Origin of the sequence: Pseudoalteromonas luteoviolacea CPMOR-1, from assembly GCF_001625685.1 — a bacterium.
Taxonomy (GTDB): Bacteria; Pseudomonadota; Gammaproteobacteria; order Enterobacterales; family Alteromonadaceae; genus Pseudoalteromonas; species Pseudoalteromonas luteoviolacea_K.
The window spans coordinates 293,470-308,426 of sequence record NZ_AUYC01000014.1; the positions used below are offsets into that span (position 1 = coordinate 293,470).

At 39.7% G+C, this 14,957-nt stretch carries 15 protein-coding genes and 1 tRNA gene; 10 read left to right on the forward strand and 6 right to left on the reverse strand.

Going from position 1 to position 14,957, the window contains the following annotated elements; translation table 11 throughout:
* The first annotated feature begins 9 nt into the window (after positions 1-9).
* The 6 genes from N473_RS04575 (at position 10) to N473_RS04600 (ending at position 5,120) form a co-directional block, all read left to right on the forward strand.
* Entirely contained in the window at positions 10-1,077 is a 1,068-nt protein-coding gene (locus N473_RS04575) for a phosphotransferase enzyme family protein (protein ID WP_063366932.1), read from the forward strand.
* 347 nt (positions 1,078-1,424) lie between these two features.
* A complete protein-coding gene (locus N473_RS04580) occupies positions 1,425-2,795 on the forward strand; it encodes a Gfo/Idh/MocA family protein (protein WP_063366900.1) in 1,371 nt (456 codons plus the stop codon).
* A 69-nt stretch (positions 2,796-2,864) separates the two neighbouring features.
* Entirely contained in the window at positions 2,865-3,365 is a 501-nt protein-coding gene (locus tag N473_RS04585) for a nuclear transport factor 2 family protein (protein WP_063366901.1), read from the forward strand.
* A gap of 72 nt (positions 3,366-3,437) precedes the next feature.
* The gene (locus N473_RS04590) at positions 3,438-3,692 is read left to right on the forward strand and encodes a YkoF family thiamine/hydroxymethylpyrimidine-binding protein (protein WP_063366902.1); all 255 of its coding nucleotides are present in this window, start codon (positions 3,438-3,440) and stop codon (positions 3,690-3,692) included.
* Positions 3,692-4,312, forward strand: coding sequence for a nicotinamide riboside transporter PnuC (gene pnuC / locus N473_RS04595; protein ID WP_063366903.1), 621 nt, complete (start codon positions 3,692-3,694; stop codon positions 4,310-4,312). Before N473_RS04590 ends, pnuC begins: the two co-directional genes overlap by 1 nt.
* Positions 4,266-5,120, forward strand: a complete 855-nt coding sequence (locus tag N473_RS04600) for a phosphotransferase (protein WP_081220951.1) — start codon at positions 4,266-4,268, stop codon at positions 5,118-5,120. Before pnuC ends, N473_RS04600 begins: the two co-directional genes overlap by 47 nt.
* Before the next feature lie 21 nt (positions 5,121-5,141).
* Here N473_RS04600 and N473_RS04605 read toward each other — a convergent pair whose 3' ends face one another.
* On the reverse strand, positions 5,142-5,324 hold the full coding sequence (locus tag N473_RS04605) for a helix-turn-helix domain-containing protein (RefSeq protein ID WP_039611793.1): 183 nt from the start codon (positions 5,322-5,324) through the stop codon (positions 5,142-5,144).
* 209 nt (positions 5,325-5,533) lie between these two features.
* On the opposite strand from N473_RS04605, the gene N473_RS04610 reads away from it, so the two are divergent.
* Positions 5,534-5,608, forward strand: a tRNA-Arg gene (locus tag N473_RS04610).
* Positions 5,609-5,638: 30 nt separating this feature from the next.
* Here the strand turns inward: N473_RS04610 and N473_RS04615 are convergent.
* The 3 genes from N473_RS04615 to recQ form a co-directional block, all read right to left on the reverse strand.
* The gene (locus tag N473_RS04615; protein WP_063366905.1) at positions 5,639-7,333 is read right to left on the reverse strand and encodes a hypothetical protein; all 1,695 of its coding nucleotides are present in this window, start codon (positions 7,331-7,333) and stop codon (positions 5,639-5,641) included.
* A 70-nt stretch (positions 7,334-7,403) separates the two neighbouring features.
* The gene (locus tag N473_RS04620; protein WP_063366906.1) at positions 7,404-7,703 is read right to left on the reverse strand and encodes a DUF3630 family protein; all 300 of its coding nucleotides are present in this window, start codon (positions 7,701-7,703) and stop codon (positions 7,404-7,406) included.
* A gap of 12 nt (positions 7,704-7,715) precedes the next feature.
* Entirely contained in the window at positions 7,716-9,539 is a 1,824-nt protein-coding gene (gene recQ, locus N473_RS04625) for a DNA helicase RecQ (RefSeq protein ID WP_419555134.1), read from the reverse strand.
* Positions 9,540-9,797: 258 nt separating this feature from the next.
* Here recQ and rarD point away from each other — a divergent pair, with 258 nt between their 5' ends.
* The gene (gene rarD, locus N473_RS04630; protein ID WP_063366934.1) at positions 9,798-10,697 is read left to right on the forward strand and encodes an EamA family transporter RarD; all 900 of its coding nucleotides are present in this window, start codon (positions 9,798-9,800) and stop codon (positions 10,695-10,697) included.
* 36 nt (positions 10,698-10,733) lie between these two features.
* Here the strand turns inward: rarD and N473_RS04635 are convergent, their stop codons facing one another.
* Together N473_RS04635 and N473_RS04640 are read right to left on the reverse strand one after the other, a co-directional pair.
* Positions 10,734-11,969 carry a response regulator gene (locus N473_RS04635; protein ID WP_063366907.1) on the reverse strand — a complete coding sequence of 412 codons (1,236 nt, stop codon included), beginning with the start codon at positions 11,967-11,969 and terminating at the stop codon, positions 10,734-10,736.
* 152 nt (positions 11,970-12,121) lie between these two features.
* Complete coding sequence (locus tag N473_RS04640) at positions 12,122-12,496, reverse strand: DUF413 domain-containing protein (RefSeq protein WP_063366908.1); 375 nt, start codon at positions 12,494-12,496, stop codon at positions 12,122-12,124.
* 84 nt (positions 12,497-12,580) lie between these two features.
* On the opposite strand from N473_RS04640, the gene N473_RS04645 reads away from it, so the two are divergent.
* A complete protein-coding gene (locus tag N473_RS04645) occupies positions 12,581-13,429 on the forward strand; it encodes a LysR family transcriptional regulator (RefSeq protein WP_063366909.1) in 849 nt (282 codons plus the stop codon).
* A 166-nt stretch (positions 13,430-13,595) separates the two neighbouring features.
* Positions 13,596-14,534 (forward strand): porin, encoded by a 939-nt coding sequence (locus N473_RS04650; RefSeq protein ID WP_063366910.1) that lies wholly within the window; start codon positions 13,596-13,598, stop codon positions 14,532-14,534.
* Positions 14,535-14,957 lie beyond the last annotated feature (423 nt).

A 14,957-nucleotide genomic window follows, 5' to 3' on the forward strand; every position in this document is an offset into this window, starting at 1 on the left:
AGGGTAAGTATGGAATATCGTTCGATCGCCGAGCATTTGGCTGTGCAATATGGTTTGTGCGGTGAAGAAATATCAATGAAACCGATCGGCAGTGGTCATATTAATACGACTATGCTGTTAAAAGATAGCGAACGCATGTTGGTAGTTCAAAAACTTAATACAACAGTCTTTCCTGAGCCAGAAAAATTAGTAGAAAACGCGCGCTTGATAGAGCAGCACCTTGTCGGCAAGTCTGGTGCAGGTGCATACGAATTGGGTATTATCAAGCATGTTCCTACGCACTCTGGAAGGTTCCTCGTCGAATATCAAGGCGAAGTGTGGAGAGCACTTGAGTTCATTGGAAAAAGTTATAGCGAAGATGTTGTGGATTGTGTTGTAAAAGCGCAAACAGCTGCTGGCGCGTTTGGGTGTTTTGCAAAAGCATTAAATGACTTTGATGCGACAAAATTATTTCCAGTTATACCCGATTTTCATAACTTGGCGATGAGAATCGAAAAACTAAAACAAGTGATAGAACAAGATCCTGTTGGTCGCGTGAGTGGATGTTTGGCTGATATTCAATTTTGCCAATCTCAATATGAATTGGCACATGAAGTGGAAAAAGCAGAGGCATTATTACCACTGAGAGTTTGTCATAACGACACGAAAATCAATAATATGCTGTTTGACGCATCTACCAACAAAGCCAAAGCAGTGATCGATTTAGACACTTGTATGCCTGGTTATTGGTTATATGACTTTGGCGATATGGTGCGCACTTTTTGCTCACCAGAGCAGGAGGATTCAACTAACCTGAGTAACGTAGTTGTGCGTGTTGAGATCTTTGAAGCGATTGTTAAGGGTTACATTGCCGAAGTTGCTGATAAATTGACAGACGCAGAACGTGACAGTTTGATACTGGGCGCAAAAGTTATGCCATTGATGATAGGCATTCGCTTTTTAACGGATTACCTAGATGGCGATCATTATTTTGCGACAAAACATGATGCTCACAATTTAGAGAGAGCACGAAACCAATTTGCGTTGTATCAAGATATATTACGTAAAGAACCTCAATTGAAAGCGTTAATAAACTAAATCAATCTAGTTTATTAAATTGAGCGCCTGTCCATCTTCTGTCTCAGGCGCTTTTGATTCCTTTCACATGCTCAACCATCCAAGTATCACCGTAGGAATACCTAATTCTTTTGCGCTATTTCGTATCGCCATTGATGGGCTACTGTGACTACTCGACAGTACAATAATTGTTTATTGAACATCAATTAGTCGCATCTCTTTGATTCTTTCAGCTGCATAAGATAGCGTTGTCATAAATAGGGTATTCACTGACATACATAGATGTTCCATGCGCTCTAGTAGTCAGTAATACTAAAAATAAATATAAAAACTCAAATGATAAAACAAGTTGTAATCTAGGAACCTTCATGACGCATATAAATAGAAGACATTTTCTAAAGGCTGCAGGTGTGGCAGCAGCAGCGGGTGTAGTTGCAGGCTGTGCACAGACAAATGGGCAAACTGTCGCAACGGGCTCAAAAGGCAAGTCTGTTATTGGACTCATTACGCCAAAAATGGATATTGTGCGTGTTGCATTCATTGGTGTCGGCCAACGTGGTTATGGTCATGTAAAACGGATGAGTCATATTGATGGTGCTGAAATTGTGGCACTTTGCGATACTCATGAAGCGGTTTTGGAACGTTCTGCGAAATTTTTAACAGATAAAGGGCTGAAAAAGCCTGCACTATACAGTACAGGAGAGTTGGCATATAAAGATATGTTAGCCCGTGACGATATTGATATTGTCATCATCTCAACGCCTTGGAAATGGCATGCGCCGATGGCCATAGACACCATGGAAAGCGGCAAACATGCATTTGTAGAAGTGCCTTTAGCACTTACTGTGGAGGAAATGTGGCAAATCGTAGATACCGCTGAACGCACGCAGAAAAACTGCATGATGATGGAAAATGTAAATTACGGTCGTGATGAGCTGATGGTTTTGAATATGGTTCGCCAAGGTATTTTTGGTGAGCTGTTGCATGGAGAAGCAGCCTATATTCATGAGCTTCGATGGCAAATGAAAGAGCTTGAGCATAAAACAGGCTCTTGGCGCACTGAATGGCATACCCGAAGAGATGGCAACTTGTATCCTACTCATGGTTTAGGGCCAGTATCCCAGTACATGAATATTAACCGTGGTGACAGATTTGACTATTTGACTTCAATGAGCTCTCCCGCTTTAGGCCGTGCAGCTTACGCTCAAAGAGAATTTCCAAAAGGACATCAACGTAATCAATGGGATTATATTTGCGGTGACATGAACACCACCATGATTAAAACCGTTAAAGGTCGCTCTATTGTCGTCCAGCATGATACAACAACACCTCGTCCTTATTCTCGTCACAACCTAATCCAAGGAACGAACGGGGTTTTTGCTGGTTTTCCAAATAGAATTGCGCTAGAGCAAGGGGGAAGAGGGTCTTTCCATGACTGGGATGAAGACATGGATTATTGGTACGGTAAGTACGATCATCCGTTATGGGTGAAGATGGGTAAAGAAGCTGAGCGCAACGGTGGTCACGGAGGTATGGACTTCTTGATGTTTTGGCGAATGATTTACTGTTTGAGAAATGGCGAACCTCTTGATCAGGATGTATACGATGGGGCGGCTTGGTCAGTTATCTCCCCGCTTTCTGCGCAGTCGGTAGCAAACCGAAGTGAGTCAGTCTCTATACCAGACTTTACTCGCGGCGATTGGAAAACGGCAACGCCATTAGGCATTGTGGGAGCATAAATAATAAAGCGCCAATAGGCGCTTTTTTATGTTTTAATCAAATTAAGTAAAACTAATTAAAAGATCATAATGTACAAATTGATTTTTACCTTAATCTTTAGTTCAGTACTTTTTGGTTGTACAAGTGTACCAGTTGAGACAAAAAATACAGAGCTTGAACAAACGCTTGAGCGTTACATAAGCACGTATCAAGCACGTACTGATTTTCAGCGGTTTTTATCTTTTTATGCGGACGATGTCGTTTTAGAAGACATGTTATATGGTTACAAAGTCACAAGTAAGCAGCAACTAGCGGAGTTTTTCAACTGGCAGTCGCAAGACGTTTTGGTACTTAACTCTCAACACACCTTATCAATTGAACAAAAAATTGTGTCTATCGAAGAGCGGACTGCCGTGTTGCGCGGCATTTTTAATCCCTTTTTATATCATGGAAAGCAACTGGGACCATGGCGCTTTACTACGGTATTACATTTTAACGAGCAAGGGTTGATCCGCTATCAGCAAGATTGGATTAACTATTACCCAAGAAGTTTTGTCACAAAGGCACCAAACTTAAACTTGAAGAGGTGAGATATGTTTTTATATCTCAATTGCATGTACACTGCATGGTAATTAATTAACTCAAAAAGTTTGGACCACTGTATGCAACTTTCTGTTGAAATAAGTAAGTACCCACTTCATTCTGACTATATTCCTTTCATAAAATCCTTTATTGAGCGTCTCAATAAGCATGATGGTTTAACGGTAATTACGAATACGATGTCTACTCAGGTTTTTGGGGAGTTTGATGTTGTGATGTCAGTTATTCAGGCTGAAATGAAAGCATCCTTTGAACAATTTGGTCAGAGTGTATTTGTTTGTAAGTTTATTTCTGGCGATTTATCCCCTGAGGCATAATGGAGTTAATTACTAAAACACTTGCAGGGTTTACTGCAATGTCCAGTTGGGAATACCTAGCTGTCGCATTATCAATACTCTATTTATTATTGGCCATTAAAGAGAACATTTGGTGTTGGCCTGCTGCATTTTTTAGCACTGCGATTTACACCATAATGTATTGGAATGGTGCTTTAGTGATGGAGTCCTTTTTACATTTCTATTATTTGGTAATGGCATTTGTCGGTTGGTGGATGTGGCGATCTGGCAATAAAAATACCGAGTCTAAAATTGTTTCTTGGTCGTTCTTTAAGCATGTAAAAATTATTATTTCGACCGGTATAATCGCCATTTTAATGGGGTATATCACAGATAACTACACACATGCTGATCTACCTTATTTAGACAGTTTTACTACTTGTTTTGCTGTTGTTACTACCTACCTCGTTGCAAAAAAAGTGTTAGAAAACTGGTTATATTGGGTGGTTATTGATGCTGCATCTATGTATCTCTACTATTTAAAAGGTTACTATCCAACGCTTGCTTTATATGTTTTTTATACCTTCATGGCATGTTGGGGCTATATGAAGTGGTATGAAGAGCATAGTAATCGAGAGGGAAAAACAGTTGCGCAGCTTTGATGACGCCGATGCGTTAGAAGCACTTGGTAGGTTGTTTCCGCATCAAAGCGTACAACAACTTAAAAGGCTTGAAGCCGGGCTTAGCAATATCAACTTTTATGCTGAGCTTGGCAGCAAGCCCTGCTTGCTTAAAGCGTTTAATAGTGAATTACCAGAAACAGCGTTAACTATTCAAAATAAGTTAGCGACACAAAATATCACTCAAGCGGTTATATGTATCGATAAAACAGAAAAATTGGCAGTATTAGAATACCTGACCACTGTTGATGTTCCTCCCGAGGTAGATAAGAAGCTATTAGATGTACTTGTCAAAGTCCATCATTACCCGAGCCAATGTAGTCATGTCCTAGACCTAGCTGCTGATGTACATAAAGCGGCTAAACAGTTGCATGCTGTACAAATAGGCGATTATTTAATAGATGAAATTCAGCATCTGACCACTGATATTCGCTATTGTCACAATGATCTAGTTAGAGAAAATGTGCTCAATACACCTTCAGGGGTTTGCTTCATCGATTTTGAGTATGCAGGAAACAATGATCTTTTTTTTGATTTAGCTGCGCTGTGCTGTTCTTTTGAGTTGTCATCGTTACAATCATATCAAATGTTGGTTGATTATTTTCAAATTCAATCGAGTCAGTTACCTAGTTATGCCGTGAAAAAGCTTAATCTTTATGTGGGTGTTTATTTAATTTTGAGTATTGCATGGTATGAAAGCCGAGGAGAGTGTAAAGCACAGCAAAGTTTGTTAGCTCAATTTATAGTATGGTGCCAACATCATAATGTGGCTTTGCCTCGTAAGGTTTGAACCATCACGAGGCAAGGGATATTAAATTCCACCTAGCCTTTTTGCTAGCTCTTTGTATTTCTCAACATCTTCCTTGTCAAAGATGGGCTCTCCATTCTCATCATGCTCCTTTGCAACTAATAAGTTCTCTCTTGCTAGTCGCCTAACACGCTCCACTTTTACACTTAAAAATTCAGCAACTTGCTCAGTGGTCATAGGGGTCATAATACAAATCCTCAAGATGATGTTGGTAGCTTAGCTACTAAGATCTAATTACATTTATTATTTTTGAACTTTAATCATAGCTAAATATATGACTTTTGGGGAAGTTGGTAATGTTTTTTCGTATTTAGTTTAATAAATAGGCATACAAACGTCTCCACACTGGTATTTCAATTGAGATGTGATTATTATGAAGTTGCTTAAGATACTGTGCTCTCGTGGTGAAATGGATATCACGTGGCTCTCCGGAAGCTAAGTTACAGGTTCGATCCCTGTCGAGAGCGCCAGTAAATTTCTTACTCTAAATTCTTTCCTGATTAAAAACGGTTTTTTACTGTGAAATGCCACTGTACTGAATCGACATCTCGTGGTTTATCAATCGGCGCAGCAAGATCCAAGTGAAGCACTAATCCTGAATTTGCTCTACTCGGTGCCATTCGGATCCCGAACCCCAGATTTTTATAGAACTGATGGTTTGAATTAAATAAGGTCTTACCATCTACACGGCCAATATCGAAATAAGCAGCTCCCCCAATTTTAAATAGTTGAAACAGGTCATATTCCCAATAGTATCTTTTTTCTATGTTTAAGATCACGCGTCTGTCACCCTGTAAATATCTCGCTGGAAAGCCACGCAGGCCTGTTTCACCGCCCAAAGTTAATTGCTTATCTTCAGTTAAATTTTTGCCATGTGTGATATTGAGTCGAGTATACCAAGATTGATAGTTTCCTGTATTTAGGTGGTACTCTAGGTTGAGCTGCGTAATTAAATTTTCACTCTCATTGCTTTCGACATTCCAATATCCGTCGATGATAAAATTAAATCTAAAAAGTCCATGCTCGCTAGCGTAGTGGGCTTTGCTAATTGTCGTATTAAATACCCATCTCGTATCATCGTCGCTTAAAGTATCACTAGAGTAACCAAGTTGCGTATTGATGTTCCAACCGAGGTTTAGGTCTTCAGTGCGATATATTGAGTCAAAGTTTCGAACTTTAATAAACTTTGTTTCAAGCCATTGTGTTTGAATGAAGGGGTAACTCAATTGTCGTTGTTTAGCTATGGGTAATGTGGTTTCTCTGATTTTCTTAAATGAGTCTTGCTGATCTCGATAGCCAATAATGAATCGCCTTGTCCAGTTTGCATCTAAAGTTTTGGCAATACCGTAATAAATTTGGCTTGTCTTTGAATCTTGTTCAAACTCAGAAACTGTTTCCCCATTTTCATATAATGGCTCTACACGTCTATTCGCATAGTTAAAAAAGCCATAACTATGCGGCGTTCGAGTTGAGAAGAACGGATAATCAACCCCAATATGATGTCGCTCACCATCATCATTATCAGAGTACTCGATGCGCCCTTGATATCTGGACGAGAGAATATTGGGATCATCGTATACAAATAAATAGCCACTTCGGTCAGCATCTTCTATATGAGTTAAAGATAAGCGCTTACCGTAACCAAATAAATTGCTTTCTCGAAAACCGACTCTGCTGGCATTTTCACCTCCACTGCGACTAAAGCTGAGGTCGGGTAACAGAGTCCACAGGTCACGAGTAACCACGGTGACTTCAATATCTCCATTACAGTTTTCTATCGCAAAAATTCTTGCATCGTAGAGATACGATTGCTGACGTAAAAGTCTTTCTGATTCTATAAGTAGCTGTGGATCATATTCGCTTTGCTCAGAAAACAGCAAAACGCTTTTTATTACCTCAGGCTTAGTTGTCACATGCGCTCTATTTGCGAACCTAAATAAGGCGTTATCTTCTTCAGGTAAGCTCGTGTCAAAAACATTAAGTTGATGCAGCTTAACAGTACTGATTCTGGCATTTATTACATTAGGTAATGAGTATTCTGAGTTCAATTCAAGGCTGTAGTTATCTGCGGTTGGCTTTGTATTTGCGATATTGGTGCAGTTATCTAGTGAACGCCTTTGCTCTTGAGCACACGCTAATTGAGTGCCATAGACGTAGATAACAACAAAAAAGAAGCAAAACCGAGATATCACCATATATATGCCCAACGCTACTGTTACTATCAGTATGGCTTATGTTAGGCATACATGCTCTTGCAAGTCTATATTATTGTTGTAAATTCGAACAAATTTGTGCGTGCAGGCTGGAGAGTAGTTGGGATGCCTCTTGACCTTCAGGGCAGATCCAAATACTTTCACTGTAGTGTTCAAAATTGAGTGAGAATGGTTGCTGTAAATAAGTAAAGCGCCATTGATGCCGGTCTGCACCTTCATTGAACTCTAGAGTGTCTAATTTATCAACAGCCAGAAACACGCTGCCCCATAATTCAAATTCATCACTATCGGGAAACTCGTCAGGTATGACTTGTAGTGTATCTTGCGCATCTAAGCTAATGATCTTTATCATGTGTTTCTCTGCTTATTCTGCCGCTAAATAATTGCGGATTAATTGCATAAAAGGCGCACCATACTTTGTGAGTTTGGTAAAGCCAACCCCAGAGACTTTCAAAAAATCACTATCATCGGTTGGCATTTTCTGAGCCATTTCAGCAAGTGTTTTATCATTGAATACGACATACGGCGGTACATCATCCTGATCGGCCAGCTCTTTTCGTAAACTACGTAACTTAGCAAAGAGTTTTCTATCGTAATTAAATTGTGCCAGTTTGTCTTGATAAACATGACTTGCTTGCAGCCTTGGCTCTGCTAAATGTAGTGCATATTCACCTTTTAAAACGGCTCTCGCAGCTTCTGTCAGCTTTAAAGTCGCGCCTTGGGTGATATCTTGAAATAATAAGCCATGATGAATTAGCTGTCTTAATACACTTAACCAATACTCATTGCTCTGATCTTTACCAATCCCATACGTACTCAAATTATGATGTTGATTGTCGCGAATACGCGCGGTATTGGCGCCTCGTAAAAGATCAACAATGTAGCCAAGGCCAAAGCGTTGCTCAGCACGATATACACAAGAGAGTGCTTTTTGTGAAACGAGCGTTGCGTCAAAATGCTTTGGTGGGTTTAAGCAAATGTCACAGTTACCACAAGGTTCTCTCTGATACTCGCTGAAATAATTCAGTAAAATTTGTCGTCGACAAGTTTGGGCTTCAGCAAAGTTAGCCATTGCGTTAAATCTCTGCTGTTCCACCTTTCGACGCTGTTCGTCAGGAATATCTTCGAAAAAGCGTCTGACTCGCCCAATATCAGCAGGATCGAAATACATGATGGCTTCAGCTTCAAGGCCATCACGACCAGCTCGGCCTGTTTCTTGGTAGTAAGATTCTATACTCTTTGGAATATCATAGTGCAGCACAAATCGTACATTGGGTTTATTGATACCCATTCCAAATGCGACAGTTGCCACTACAATTTGTACATCATCACGGGCAAATGCATTTTGCACAAATTGGCGTTGCTCATTCTCCATACCTGCGTGGTAGGCTGCGGTGTTAAATCCACCTTCTGACAACTTTTCAGCTATCTCATCGACGCGCCTACGGCTAGAGCAGTAAATAATTCCACTTTGACCTTTTTGTGTTTTTAGATATCGCATGAGTTGTGAGAGAGGCTTGAATTTCTCTTCGATGGTATAGCGGATATTTGGTCTATCAAAGCTACCGGTATAAACAAAAGGGTCAGCCAAATTAAGCTGTGAAACGATATCATTTCTCGTCGCTATATCCGCTGTTGCGGTAAGCGCCATTATAGGAACAAGTGGAAACGCTTGCTTTAATTCGTTTAGTCGACAGTAATGCGGTCTAAAATCATGACCCCAATGTGATACACAATGCGCTTCGTCAATGGCAAATAATGCCAAAGGTATGTTTGATAAACGCTCCAAAAAGTCTCTTTGTAACACTTTCTCAGGTGCCACATAGAGCATTTTAATTTCGCCATTGTGAAGTCGTTGATAGATCTGTTGTTGCTGTTGCCACTCGACGCTATTGTTAACAAACTCTGCGGCGATACCTTGTGCTTGTAATTGAGCAACCTGATCTTGCATCAATGAGATAAGGGGAGAAATAACAATGGTTACGCCTTGCGACATCAATGCGGGTACCTGATAGCACAACGATTTCCCCCCTCCTGTTGGGAGTAAAACCAAGCTATCACGCCCACTTAGGCATGCTTCTATGGCGTCTTGTTGCCCCGCGCGGAATGTTGTGTAACCAAAATATTCTTTGAGTACAGACTGGGGGGTCAATGATTTTTGTGTAGCAAGTGTTTCCATTGCGCGCATTTTAGAGTGTTTTAGTGTAATTGTCTTCCTTTAATGATTATTCTTAAGTCGAGTTGTAGGACTTTTAATCAAGTGAACTAACTAGGCTCTAGGCAAGTTAACAGCGGACAGGACTTTATGTTGGCAGCTGTTCAATACACTCTTGTAAAGAACACAATGCTGAGTGCGGGAATAGAATTGGAGTCGCAACATGGTGATGCCACTTTATATCTGTATAATGCACGCCTTCTTCGCGTATGGGTGATAAAAAGGTGTGAAATGAAGGTCGAATCAAAGACAACACAGGGCTATATATATGCGACGCTCGCTTTTATTATGTGGGGGTTGGCACCAATTTACTTTAAGTCAATTGAACAGGTAGAAGCACTTGAGATTTTAATACATCGAGTTGTATGGTCTGTTGTGTTTGTGATGGTTGTGATCGGTTTACGCAATAATTGGCATAAAGTGCACAGTATCTTAGTAAATCCAAAATTAATGGTGATGCTGGTTGTTACAGCTTTACTATTAGGATTTAACTGGGGCCTGTTTATATGGGCGGTCAATAATGGATATATGTTAGATGCGAGCCTTGGTTATTATATAAATCCTTTATTAAATGTGTTGCTAGGGATGTTGTTTTTATCTGAAAGACTGAGAGCTGGTCAGAAGATCGCTGTGCTACTTGCATCAGCTGGGGTAGTAATTCAATTAATCAGCTTTGGTTCGTTTCCCTATATCGCGTTTTCACTTGCTGGTTCTTTTGCTATTTATGGTTTATTGAGAAAGAAAATGGCGGTTGAGTCTCTGCCAGGTTTAATTATAGAGTCAGCTATTTTGTTGCCTATCGCGGCGGTTTATTGGTTTGTCATGCTGCCAAGTGCAACAAGCGACATGTTTGCAAACAGCATTGAGCTTAATGTTTTACTGATTGCCGCAGGTGTAGTCACCACATTGCCATTATTAAGTTTTACAGCTGCAGCCAAAAGGATACCGTACTCGACTCTGGGCTTTTTTCAATATATAGGACCAAGTCTAATGTTGATGTTAGCTGTCATCTTTTATGGTGAAGTATTTGATGTAGAAAGGGCCGTAACATTCGCGTTTATCTGGGGTGCGCTGATTTTGTTTAGTTTGGACTCATGGAGAGCGAGCAAGTCTAAAAGGGTAAAAAGCTAATACATATACTATTGCCTTCTTCAGACGATAAACACTTTAGAAGGCAATTTGATTTCGTCCAGATTCTTTCGCTGTGTAAAGCTTTTCATCTGCTATTTTTATGAGCGGATCAATGCTCTCAATGATCTTATCTGCCACGCCAATGGAAACTGTGAATGGAATATGGTACGGAGTCAAAGAGCTACTACTTTTTTCTAGAAATAATCTAAATTGCTCTAATTTTTGAGCGTTTTCCTTGCTATCTAGTGAGCGGAATAATACGGCAAACTCTTCGCCACCCAACCTAGCATAAAGGTCGTGTTCAAAAAACTTCTCAAAACATTCACCAATTGATTGTAGGACTTTATCACCAGCATCATGGCCATGCTGGTCGTTAATCTTTTTGAAAAAGTCGATATCAATCATAGCTAGCATACAGCTATGGCTTTGACGACTATTCATTGTGAGTTGTTTGCTGGCATGTTCAAAGAAATAACGTCTATTTGGTAATTGGGTTAAATAGTCAGTGTTTGCTTGTCTTCTAATGGTTGCAATGTTTTCTAACATATCAACGTTTTGACTTAATCGACAATAAAACTCTTCGGGGTTAAACGGTTTACGCAAATAATCATTTGCGCCGCTTTTGAGAAAACGAGCAGATAAATAAGCATTGTCAGTGCCGGAAATACCAATGATGGCCTTGTCATCATTACTGTACAATCGTCTGATCTCTGCGCACAGCTCTTCACCTCTCATATTAGGCATCTCATTGTCTGTGATGATCACATCAATATCTGGGTGGTCATTAAGTGCGGCAAGCGCTTTTATACCGTCTTCAGCGACATAAACTTGATATTTATGTCTTTGCAATAAGGAGCTTATATGTCGTCGTGTTGCCGCAGAGTCATCCACAACCAATACTTTAACTTGTTCATTGCGAGGTAAACGTTGCAACTGGCGTTTTAAATATTGATATGCTTGTTTATTTTCTTTCGTTATATAGTCGATGACAGGGTATTTATCTACTGTATCTCGGGTACTGGATTCAAGGTTACCAGTCATTACGATGGTCGGTATATTTGCTTTTACGGTGTACGGAATAGCCTCTCCGTTTGTCGCATCGGGCAATACAAAGTCGACTACTGCACAAAAGTAGTTGTGATCGTTAATTAACCTTTTTGCACTTTCCAAAGTTGTAGCGACATCAACGTCGTACCCTACAGAACTTGCAATGTGTTTTTGAACTTTTGCGATAGTTGGTGTGTCTTCAATTATGAGCACTTTTCTCAACACATGCACAACCTTAACAGCTTTTCTTTACTTCAGTTTTAACTGAAAGCGCAAAAAAAGCAATGAAGAATATGAGATTCATTAGACTATAACTCCGTCAACTAGCAATGTAGACATTAAATCTGACAGAGCAATACGGTAAATGTGAAAACACCTTAATCTAAACTGGGTTCTACTTCCTGCTGTTCAATATGATTTTGAGTTCGTTGGCTATGGTTTTGAACACTTAATGTATGAACCTTATGTTTTCGGGTTGTTAGGTCTAGGTATTTAGCCCAAATTTTTTCAATGCGATTCGTAGGTGGTGTGTGTTGCGTAAAGGTATCAAGAAACTGCTGTTGCAGTGGGTTACTTGGTTTAGTCTCTTGTTGATGCAAACGACGAAGAAGCTGTCCATGTTGTTGCAGAAGTTCAGACTCGAGCAATGTAAAATGTCCACTTCTCGAAAATCCTCTAGGGAAATGCTTATCATCGTAAAAGGGCTTAGGTGCAGCAAAAGCTTCTTTTAATTCAGCTATAGTCTTATCCATGATGTTTTCCTCAATTTGTTTGCAAGAGTATGGCCCAATGGTGATGCTTTTTTAAACGAAAGTTTTTTATTGAAAGGTAGGGGAATGGACAAGGAACTATTAAAAACTTTTGTCGAAGTTTCAAAAACTCGTCATTTTGGTCGTGCTGCTGAAAACTTGTATATAACTCAATCAGCTGTCAGCTTCAGAATTAGGCAGTTAGAACAAAATTTAGGTGTGAGTTTATTTACGCGCCAGCGTAACAATATTCAGCTGACGGCGCCAGGAGAACGCTTGTTGCCTCATGCAAAAATGCTATTAACTGCGATACAAAGGGCAAGGCTTGACGTCGCATTAGCGAGTAATAGGCAGCAGCAACTGTCGTTGGCTGGCACACCAAACATATGGGATGCTTATCTGCATTTTGGTATCAATCAAATCGTGTCATCTATGCCGGGTGTCTCTTTGGTGGCAGAAGTAAAGGCGCATCAGGAGAGTGTAAGGCTATTGTTGGAGCGCACATTGGACATTGCTGTGTTATTTGATCCCCCTAAAGTTGATGAATTAATCGTTAGACAAGTTAAAAACTTGTCTATAATTCCTGTCAGTACATTTAATTATACAAATAGAGATGACTTTTTTGGCAAACAGTATGTGTATGTAGATTGGGGGACGGCGTTTTCACTTTGGCATGCAAAGCAGTGTAATAGTGATATTCCGCCTTATTTTCGTACTAGTACAGGGCGTATAGCCTTGGAGCTTATTTTGCAATGTGGTGGTTCGGCCTATTTACCAGAAATGCTCGCAGCAGAACTAATACGTAAACAACAGTTGTTTTTTGTAGATTCTGTAGAGTGTAGTTTTCGGGAAGTGTATGTCGCTTATCATAAAGGGAATGATCAGGTGGAGCATATAGAAACAGTCGTAAATCTATTAGCTTCTATTACAGAGTAATATCAGTATGTCTGATTTTCTTATCATTACCTATTTATGACACAATGCTGAATTTTCAGTTTCAATAAAATGTCATTTTTATTTTATGTGTAATATTTCTGTCACTTAGTGCTGGCAGACTGCGCCTGTCTAATAAATTACGTGTTGCGATATTGAGGAAATACACATGAAACTAACCAAATCAGCATTATTACTCTCTATTCTTAGTGGTCTATCTTTGAATGCTCATGCCGATGTTGATGTATACGGTAAAGCAAACTTGTCTGTTCAATCTTCTGATGAAGGAGATGGCTCATTTACTGAAGTTAAAAGCAATGCCTCACGTTTTGGTTTTAAGGGTTCTGAAAAGCTAGATTCAGGCCTGGAAGTAATTTACAAGTTAGAATTTCAAGTTGATGTATCAGATGCTGACTCAAAAGGCGATGATGACAATATTACTGCTCGTAACCAATATGTTGGTTTAAAAGGCAAGTATGGTGAAGTTGTTATTGGTCGTAATGATACAGCGTTTAAGCTTTCTCAAGGCAAGCTTGATTTATTTAATGATTTAGAAGCAGATATTAAAAATATTTGGAAAGGTGAAAACCGCGTAGGCGATTCATTATCATTTAAGTCTGCAAGCTATAATGGTTTTAAAGTACTGGGTACGTTTATTGCCGAAGATGCGACAGATGGAGAAAACGGTTACTCTGGTGCAGTTACATACGGTGATGCAAAACTTAAAAAGTCTAAGTTTTATGTAGCGCTTGCGGGCGACAGTGAAGTAAAAGGTTATGATGCTTTACGTTTATCAGGTCAATATAAAGCAACGGATGATTTAAAGCTTGGTGCTATGTACCAGAAGCAAGAAAAAGTAGATGGTACAGGCACCGCGGATGGTTTCTTAGTAAACGCTGCTTATAGCTTTGGTGCAAATACAGTTAAGATCCAATACCAAATGATTGACTTTGATGCGGCTGCTTCAAAAGATGTTGATGGTATTAGTATTGGTATCGACCATAAGCTTGCAAAAGCAGCAAAGCTCTACGCATTTTATTCATCTGTTGATGAAGATGCCGGAACAGAAGAAGACTATTTAGGCTTGGGTATTGAGTACAAGTTTTAAGTAAGCACAAAACGAATAGTATGTGGGCCGTGTTCTTTATTGAGCACGGCTGTTTTTTTAGTCCAAAAAACCACCTCTTTGTGTTCTATTTGCTCAAATGAACGTCTTTATCGTTTTTTATAAAAAAAACGCTTGCGCCAATCTTAAATCTCCCTATAATGCGCACCCACTGACACGGCGGGCTGCGAGAGAAAGCGCAAACCAAAATGAAGGTTAAAGCCAAACTGAAAGCTTAATTGAAAATAAATTAAATTTTCTAGTTGACTTTAAAAGTGAAGCGGTTAATATGGCGCTCCACTTCGCAGCAACGCTGCGGTAACTAACCAAGGGTTAGTTACACCGTTCTTTAAAAATATGAAGCAATCATCTGTGTGGGCACTCGTACAGATTGAGTTCTAACAAAATATTTAGAGTCTCAAATGT